This window comes from Streptomyces sp. NPDC059994, from assembly GCF_042737755.1.
Lineage (GTDB): Bacteria > Actinomycetota > Actinomycetes > Streptomycetales > Streptomycetaceae > Streptomyces.
This window is the reverse complement of the sequence record NZ_JBHWUR010000202.1, coordinates 1-5,126: the sequence shown is the minus strand read 5'-3', so window position 1 is coordinate 5,126 and position 5,126 is coordinate 1. Positions and strand designations below refer to the sequence as shown.

Genomic DNA, 5,126 nt, shown 5'->3' with positions numbered 1-5,126 from the left:
CCCCGAAAGGGGTGCAGGGGGCGGAGCCCCCGCTGGGGGTCTGGGGGCGAAGCCCCCAGGAAACTTCCTCACCGCTCAACCCGCCCCACCCCCGGAGGGTTCAGGGGAAGGGGCGGGGAGGGGCAAACGTCACCCCTCGGCCTCCAGCGCCGCATCCAACCGCGCCCGAGCCCCCTCCAGCCACCGCCGGCACACCTTCGCCAGCGCCTCCCCCCGTTCCCACAGCGCCAGCGACTCCTCCAGGGTCGTGCCCCCGGCCTCCAGCCGCCGTACGACGTCGATCAACTCGTCCCGAGCCTGCTCGTACCCGAGCGACTCGGACGACGCCGATGCACCGGAGCCCGATGCACCGGAGCCCGATGCACCGGAGCCCGACGCGTCCGAGCCCGACGCGTCCGAGCCCGACGCGTCCGAGCCCGACGCGTCCGAGCCCGACGCGGACGCGCCCGCATCCGACGCCGCACCCTCGTCGCCCCCACCCGTCCCAACCTTCGCTGCCATACCCGTCACCCTACGCATCCGTCCCGACGACAACCGTGAACTCCCCCTCGGCCACCCTGGCCCGCAACTCCTCGCCCCCGGCGACCTCCCCCGGGGCCCGCACCACCGCCCCGTCCGCCCGCTGGAGCACCGCGTACCCCCGTTCCAGCGTCGCCGCGGGCGACAGCGCGACCACGCGCGCGCGGGTGTGCGCCAGCTCGGAGTCGGCCCGGTCGAGGAGGTGGCCGAGGACCCGGCGCGAGCGGTCCACCAGCGCGTCCACCTCGTCCGCCCGGTCGCCCACCATCCGGTGCGGCCGCTCCATCCAGGGGCGGCCGAGCATCCCGGCCAGCCCCCGCTCCTCCCGGTCGACCAGGCCGACGACATGGCGCCGCGCCCGGTCCCGCAGCATCCTGACCCGGTCCAGCTCCTCCCCGACGTCGGGGACGACCTTCTTCGCCGCGTCCGTCGGCGTCGATGCCCGCAGATCCGCGACCAGGTCGAGCAGCGGCGAGTCCGGCTCGTGCCCGATCGCCGAGACGACCGGCGTACGGCACCCGGCCACCGTCCGCACCAGCTGCTCGTCGGAGAACGGCAGCAGATCCTCCACGCTGCCCCCGCCCCGCGCCACGATGATCACGTCGACCTCCGCGAGGCCGTCCAGCTCCTTCACCGCCTGGACGACCTGCGGCACCGCGTGCACCCCCTGCACCGCCACGTTGCGCACCTCGAACCGCACCGCGGGCCAGCGCCGCCGCGCGTTCTCCAGTACGTCCCGCTCGGCCGCCGAGGCGCGGCCGACGACCAGCCCGACGAGCTGCGGCAGGAACGGCAGCGGCCGCTTGCGGTCGAGCGCGAACAGCCCCTCCGCCGCGAGCGACTTCTTCAGCTGTTCGAGCCGGGCGAGCAGTTCACCAATGCCGACGGGCCGTATCTCCGCGGCCCGCAGCGACAGCTGGCCGCGCGGCGCGTACCACTCCGGCTTCGCGTGCACCACGACCCGGGCGCCCTCGGCGACGACGTCCGCCACCGCGTCGAACACCTGCCGGTAGCAGGTGACCGACACCGAGATGTCGTGCGACGGGTCACGCAGCGTCAGGAACACCACGCCCGCGCCCGGCCGCCGCGAGAGCTGGGTGATCTGCCCCTCGACCCACACCGCCCCCAGCCGGTCGATCCAGCCCCCGATGAGCCGCGACACCTCACCGACCGGCAGCGGCGCCTGAGCACTCGTATTCAGACCCATGTACGCAGGCTAACGGCCCCCACTGACACCGGCCCCGAACGCGCCGTCGCCCGCGGCCCGGGAGGACGGCCGGACGACGAGGCCGGGCAGCACCCGCCCACGGGGCCCACAGCCGCGCCCCGCTACCCCACCCGCCCGAACCTCTCCGCCCCCTGCACCATCAGCACCCCCACCCCCAGCACCAGCCAGACGAGCCCGACCACCTGCGCCGTGCGGGTGGCCTCCCACATCACCGCCACGATCACCGCCGCGCCGAGCAGCGGAAGCACCACATGCGTCAGCCAGTTGGGCTCGCCCTCGCGGCGCTGTACCGCGTACCAGCCGATCACCGACGCGTGCAGCAGCAGGAACGCCGTCAGCGCACCCATGTCGACCACCGAGACCAGGCGGTCCACGCCGTCGTCGCGCCGGGCCGCCCAGACCGCCGCCACCAGCGTCACCACGGCCGCCACCAGCAGCGCCGCGCGCGGTACGCCCGAGTCCGTGCGCGACAGGACCTTCGGCAGCCGCCGCTCGCGCGCCATGGCGAAGACCAGACGTCCCGCCGCTGCCTGTCCGGCCAGCGCCGCGAACGCAGCCCCGATCGCCTTGCTCGCCGCCACCAGATCGTGCAGCCAGGTGCCCACGGACGCCTCGACCATGTCGTAGAAGGCCGAGCCCTGCTTGACCGGATCGGCCGCGAGCGCGGCCGACGAGGTCGGCGCGAGCAGCGCCGCCAGATACGTCTGCGCCACGAACAGCACGCCCGCCAGCGCCAGACACAACAGCACCGCGCGCGCGACCTTCTCCGAGCCCCCCGTCGCCTCCTCCGCGAAGGAGGCGATCGCGTCGAAGCCCAGATACGAGAGCACCGCCACCGACACCGCACTGAGCACCGCCGCGAGCGAGAACCCGGCGTCCCCGGCGAGCGGCGACAGCCAGTCGCGCTGCGCCCCGTCCCGTACGAGCACGACGACCGCCGCGACCACGAACACCAGCAGGACGACGATCTCCATGGCGAGCACCGCGAACCCGACCCGCGCCGCCGCCCGTACGCCCCAGAGGTTGAGCGCCGTGGTGACCACCACGGCCAGCGCGGTCCACACCCACCGGGACACCTCCGGGACCAGCGAGTGCATCGCGATCCCGGAGAAGAGGTACGCGACGGCCGGGATCAGCAGATAGTCGAGCATCGCCATCCAGCCCGCGATGAACCCGGCCCCCTCGCCGAGCCCCGCGCGCGCGTAGGCGAAGACCGAGCCCGCCTGCGGGGCGACGCGCACCATCTGGGCGTAGCTGAACGCGGTGAACGCCATGGCGACGGTCGACACGACGTAGACCAGGGCCACGGCGCCGTGCGACTTCGCGTCGAGCGTGCCGAAGATGCCGACGGGCGCCATCGGGGCGATGAACAGCAGCCCGTACACGACAAGGTCACGGAACCCGAGGCTGCGCCGCAGCCCGCCGTCCCGAGGCACCCGCCGCCCGCTCTCCGCGCTCGCCCCGTTCTCTTCGCGCCGCGCACTCATGCGGCCAGTCTCGTCGGCCGGACGATCTTTGGCCCGCCGGGCAGCGCAGGGGTGTCGGACCCCGGCCGTACCATGGAGCGCATGACTGCAACGCCTGCCCGCCGTGTCCTGCTCGCAGCACCCCGTGGCTACTGTGCGGGTGTGGACCGCGCCGTGATCGCCGTCGAGAAGGCCCTGGAGCAGTACGGGTCACCGATCTACGTCCGGCACGAGATCGTCCACAACAAGTACGTCGTGCAGACCCTGGAGAAGAAGGGCGCGATCTTCGTCGACGAGACGGCGGAGGTCCCCGAGGGCTCGATCGTCATGTTCTCGGCGCACGGCGTGGCGCCGACGGTGCACGAGGAGGCGGCCGAGCGGAAGCTCGCCACCATCGACGCGACCTGCCCCCTGGTCACCAAGGTGCACAAGGAGGCCGTCCGGTTCGCAGGCGAGGACTACGACATCCTCCTGATCGGCCACGAGGGCCACGAAGAGGTCATCGGTACCTCCGGCGAGGCCCCCGACCACATCACGCTGGTCGACGGCCCCGAGGACGTGGCGAACGTCGAGGTCCGCGACGACTCGAAGGTCGTCTGGCTCTCCCAGACGACGCTCTCGGTCGACGAGACCATGGAGACGGTGGACGCGCTCAAGCAGAAGTTCCCGCTGCTGGTCTCCCCGCCGAGCGACGACATCTGTTACGCGACGCAGAACCGCCAGATCGCGGTGAAGCGGATGGGCGCGGACGCGGACCTGGTCATCGTCGTCGGATCCAAGAACTCCTCGAACTCGGTCCGCCTGGTCGAGGTCGCCCTCGGTGCGGGCGCCCGCGACGCCCACCTGGTGGACTTCGCCGACGAGATCGACGAGGCGTGGCTGGAGGGTGTGAGCACGGTCGGCCTGACGTCCGGCGCGTCCGTTCCCGAGGTCCTGGTCGAGGGCGTACTGGAGTGGCTCGCCCAGCGCGGCTTCGAGGACGTCGAGCTCGTCAAGGCGGCGGAGGAGTCGATCACGTTCTCGCTGCCGAAGGAGCTCCGCCGCGATCTGCGCGCGGAGGCGGCGGAGCTGTCCGGAAAGTAGCCGGGCGGCGGCTCGCAGCAGCCGGAAGGCAGCGAGGAACGCCTGGTCACGGGCGCTTGCTGGGTGACTGTCAGTGCCCGCCCGTAACGTGGTGTCCATGAACGTGTTCGGAGTGGACATCGGCGGGTCCGGGATCAAGGGTGCTCCCGTGGACCTGGAGCGAGGCGACCTGACCCAGGAGCGGTACAAGGTCCTGACCCCGCACCCAGCGACGCCCGAGGCGGTGGCGGACGGCGTCGCGGAGGTGGTCGGCCAGTTCGGCTGGTCGGGCCCGGTCGGCATCACCTTCCCGGGTGTCGTCACGGGCAACACGATCCGCACGGCGGCCAACGTCGATAAGGCCTGGATAGGCGTGGACGGGGCGCGGCTGCTCGCCGACCGCCTGGGCGGCCAGCCGGTGACGGTGATGAACGACGCGGACGCGGCGGGCGTGGCCGAGATGAGCTTCGGCGCGGGCCGGGGCCGCAAGGGCACGGTGATCCTGCTGACGTTCGGTACGGGCATCGGCAGCGCCCTCTTCCTCGACGGCCGCCTGGTGCCCAACACGGAGCTCGGCCATCTGGAGCTGCACGGCCACGACGCGGAGAAGCGCGCCTCGACCAAGGCCAAGGAGGACGAGGACCTGACCTGGTCCCACTGGGCCCACCGCGTCCAGAAGTACCTGGCCCATGTCGAGATGCTGTTCTCGCCGGAGCTCTTCATCATCGGCGGCGGAGTGAGCCGCAAGGCCGACAAGTTCCTGCCGCTGATCGAGGGGATCCGGGCGGAGATGGTCCCGGCGGAGCTGCAGAACAACGCGGGGATCGTGGGGGCGGCGATGACGGCGGGCC

4 protein-coding genes and 1 pseudogene are annotated in these 5,126 nt (G+C 72.5%); 2 read left to right on the top strand and 3 right to left on the bottom strand.

Features of this window, described 5'->3' with window-relative positions; translation table 11 throughout:
* Nucleotides 1-129 precede the first annotated feature (129 nt).
* From ACFWA7_RS39640 to ACFWA7_RS39630, 3 genes and pseudogenes are all read right to left on the bottom strand, one after another.
* Nucleotides 130-318 (bottom strand): annotated as a pseudogene (locus tag ACFWA7_RS39640) (exodeoxyribonuclease VII small subunit); the annotation flags it as partial.
* 193 nt (nucleotides 319-511) lie between these two features.
* Nucleotides 512-1,726 (bottom strand): exodeoxyribonuclease VII large subunit, encoded by a 1,215-nt coding sequence (gene xseA, locus ACFWA7_RS39635; protein WP_385540370.1) that lies wholly within the window; start codon nucleotides 1,724-1,726, stop codon nucleotides 512-514.
* A 122-nt stretch (nucleotides 1,727-1,848) separates the two neighbouring features.
* On the bottom strand, nucleotides 1,849-3,234 hold the full coding sequence (locus tag ACFWA7_RS39630) for an APC family permease (RefSeq protein ID WP_385540372.1): 1,386 nt from the start codon (nucleotides 3,232-3,234) through the stop codon (nucleotides 1,849-1,851).
* Between the two features lie 72 nt (nucleotides 3,235-3,306).
* Here ACFWA7_RS39630 and ACFWA7_RS39625 point away from each other — a divergent pair, with 72 nt between their 5' ends.
* Both ACFWA7_RS39625 and ppgK read left to right on the top strand, forming a co-directional pair.
* Complete coding sequence (locus ACFWA7_RS39625; protein WP_385540374.1) at nucleotides 3,307-4,296, top strand: 4-hydroxy-3-methylbut-2-enyl diphosphate reductase; 990 nt, start codon at nucleotides 3,307-3,309, stop codon at nucleotides 4,294-4,296.
* A gap of 97 nt (nucleotides 4,297-4,393) precedes the next feature.
* On the top strand, nucleotides 4,394-5,126 hold a 733-nt coding region (ppgK, locus tag ACFWA7_RS39620; protein WP_385828014.1), incomplete at its 3' end, for a polyphosphate--glucose phosphotransferase.